The following is a 2,773-nucleotide window of genomic DNA, read 5'->3' as shown; positions in this document are numbered from 1 at the left end:
ACCGCCTTCGCTGCGCCCTTCTTGCTCTTTCCGGACATGGCGTCCTCCGATCTCCCGGGGCCGGCCGATCCGGCCCTCAGGGTATCGGATTCCCATATTCATCCGTACATGTACAGATGAATATGGGAGGTGTTCGGATGAAGTTGATATTCAAGGTCCATATCTATCTGTTCCATCCGGCCGAACGCCCTGTTCCCGAATCATTACCCGTTATCTAAACTGTTGGATTGATTTGGCTCTGTTAGACCATGATTGACATTCTGCCCCAATCATCTTTTTGAAATTGCAAGATAATCGCCCCCTTGCCGGGTTTGAATCCGGCAAGGGGGCGATGTGCTCAAGATCTGTCGGGTCAATCGTGAGGGTCCCATCGCCCAAGTCGATTTGCCGACTATCTTGCCGTCTTCCCGTCGGGCACCGGCGCCTTGACCCTCATCTCGAACGGCAACCCGCCCTTCCGGACGGGCGCCCTGAGGAACGCGTTGACGGCGGTGGACATGGACAGGCCGAGCTCGTCCAGGATGGCCGTGGCCTCCTTTTTGGCCTCCGGGTCGATCCGGATCGTCGTGGCCGGTATATTCGACGGCATGGCTGCACCTTTCCTCGTATATCGCGATGCGACCATTCCACTGTCTCTATGCGGCGGCTTCGGTCCAGTAGTCCATTTAGGGCGGCAGGACGTTGAACATATCATGGATGCGGCTCCTGCACACGCCGTTGGCGAGCTGTCGCGCGACCGTGCGCTCGGCGGTGCCGGAATCGGTCGCCATGAAGGTCCGGCACCACTTGAACCAAGCGAGGTAGGTGCCGAGGTGCTTCGTCGACACGCCCTTAAACGGCTTCATGAAGGTATCGAGGAGCGAATGGACGGTGTTGATCCGGTTGATGGTCCCCTCGGAAGGGTCCTTGGAATCGTAGGCCGTGTGTGCGTCGACCTCGAGCTCCGCGAGGACGTCGACATAGGCGGACGCCTTGTCCGTCGCTACGACGGAAGCGGACGCGATGCGGTCCCTCAGCACGTCCATGGCGCGTTTCCTCGACAGGATGCCTCGTCCCGAGACCTGGAGAAACGTCTCGTTCGAGTCGTTCACGCCGGTCATGACGCAGATCTGCTCGCGCGACAGTCCGCGCCTGTGCACCTGCTTGCCACGATGTCGGGAGTGACGTGGCATCGTAAATGACCCCTTCGTGTGGTTGCCCTTGAACGACTCGGGGAAGTAGGTCTCGTCGAGCTCGCAGCCGCAGCCCCGCCCGGTCTTGAACGAGGGCGAGTAGGCCGAGAGACACTCGATGAGCCTGTGGCGCATGGTGTAGGCGGTCTTGAGGCAGACATGGCAGCGCCCCGCGCATTCGCGCAGGGGCAGCATGAGAACGAAGCACTCGGCATTGGCCATCCAGGTCTCCTTCGGGAGCCTGCTCGTCCCCAGGATGTGCCCGCTGCCCATGCCGAAGGTCCTGCCGCAATCCTGGCAGAGGTAACGCTGCTCGCCGTTCTTTGATTTGCCCTTCTTCACGACCGCGGCGGACCCGCAGCGCGGGGAGCGCTCGGCCTCGTAGGCGGAGCCGGCGGCGTTCGGTCCTGCTGAGGCTCGCGATGTCCCTCTTGAAGGTGATTACCAGGTCCTCGGCGTTCATGCTGCCCCGCGGTCTACGAGGCTAACGATATGGCGCCGTGATGACATATGTATGTCAATCTTGGTCTAACAGAGCCTAACGAAAGTGCATGTCAGGAGTTTCCCTTAGGCATTTTGCGGCTATAGGAACAAGGTCGAACATCGTGTGAACGACATCGCCCGTGTTTGCAACGGTAGCCGTGAACTTGCCGTTTCCAAAATCCATCAGATGGTAGAGGTTGATGGTTAAGTCCTTTTGCGTGGCAATTCTCAGAATCCAGTAAGCGCAATTGTCGCTGCAGGTTGTGGCGTTGTATACGTTCTGAGGCATGAAGTACATGAGCAACAGCGTCTTAGTGCCTCCCGACAGCCTTTCAGGAGGGATAATGCCTAGGATCTTGGTGTCTATTGCGCAGGGTCCAACGACATTGCCTTTATCGATTGATTTAATAATCCTTTGAGCAAAGGCGTCTTGAAACCACTGGGGCGAATAGACGTTATCGAAGTAAACCGACGTATTGTAGATAACGTTTTCCATATCACCATAGTGAATTGTTAACACGTTGGTCCCTTCGGGTTGCTGGTTTGGTGTTCGGTGAGACTGATTGTATCGCACGCATAAGACGGGCGTAATTTGCCAGAAACACATGCGATTGATAACCATTGACAGTCAAGACCTGTATCCAGTGCCCGTATTTGCATGTCCGTACTTGAACCTAAGTTGCTTTGAAGGCCTATGTTTTAGACAATAGTTCCAGGCTAGGCTCTGCGTGGCGGCACGTAAAAGCCGTACTGTGCTTGGGTGGGTAAAAGTCCAAGACGATTAGATATCCGAGAGGATATCGAGCCCGTGCCGGGGAGATAAGGTGAGCCCGCGCCGGGGACTATAGTTCCGGCAACAAATGGGTTTCCGCGAGGATGCCGCGGCTGACGGTCAGTATATTACCGCCCTACACGCTCCTTCCGCGCGTCGCCTGCTCAAACGATTTGCGCCGAATTTTATTCCGCGGGCGGTGAGCCTGTTTATAGACAACGTCACGACCTATAGACGGGTGTCTTGGGGGTATTGCAGCTTGGCTCCCGTCCCCCCAATCTAGTAGACTTGGAAACCGTTGCTAGATTAGGGGGATTTTCCATGAGACGCTCCACGAAACGAATTT

At 56.6% G+C, this 2,773-nt stretch carries 3 protein-coding genes and 1 pseudogene; all 4 read right to left on the bottom strand.

Annotated elements, in window-relative coordinates; translation table 11 throughout:
- Nucleotides 1-391 precede the first annotated feature (391 nt).
- Nucleotides 392-589 carry a type II toxin-antitoxin system RelB/DinJ family antitoxin gene (locus DXC67_RS10175; protein ID WP_006235589.1) on the bottom strand — a complete coding sequence of 66 codons (198 nt, stop codon included), beginning with the start codon at nucleotides 587-589 and terminating at the stop codon, nucleotides 392-394.
- Nucleotides 590-665: 76 nt separating this feature from the next.
- On the bottom strand, nucleotides 666-1,445 hold the full coding sequence (locus tag DXC67_RS10170) for an IS1595 family transposase (RefSeq protein WP_006235590.1): 780 nt from the start codon (nucleotides 1,443-1,445) through the stop codon (nucleotides 666-668).
- 27 nt (nucleotides 1,446-1,472) lie between these two features.
- Nucleotides 1,473-1,526, bottom strand: a pseudogene (locus DXC67_RS10855) (hypothetical protein); the annotation flags it as partial.
- A 184-nt stretch (nucleotides 1,527-1,710) separates the two neighbouring features.
- Nucleotides 1,711-2,175, bottom strand: coding sequence for a DUF4869 domain-containing protein (locus DXC67_RS10165; RefSeq protein ID WP_233503232.1), 465 nt, complete (start codon nucleotides 2,173-2,175; stop codon nucleotides 1,711-1,713).
- Between the last annotated feature and the right edge of the window lie 598 nt (nucleotides 2,176-2,773).

This window comes from Collinsella sp. TF07-1 (assembly GCF_003437235.1).
In the GTDB taxonomy this organism is placed as follows: domain Bacteria; phylum Actinomycetota; class Coriobacteriia; order Coriobacteriales; family Coriobacteriaceae; genus Collinsella.
The sequence above is the reverse complement of the archived record's forward strand: the minus strand, read 5'-3'. Positions and strand labels throughout refer to the sequence as shown.

Bases quoted from the DNA above. Each gene is read 5' to 3' on its own strand.
- DXC67_RS10175 (WP_006235589.1), bottom strand. From the start codon at position 589: ATGCCGTCGAATATACCGGCCACGACGATCCGGATCGACCCGGAGGCC.
- DXC67_RS10170 (WP_006235590.1), bottom strand. From the start codon at position 1,445: ATGGGCAGCGGGCACATCCTGGGGACGAGCAGGCTCCCGAAGGAGACC.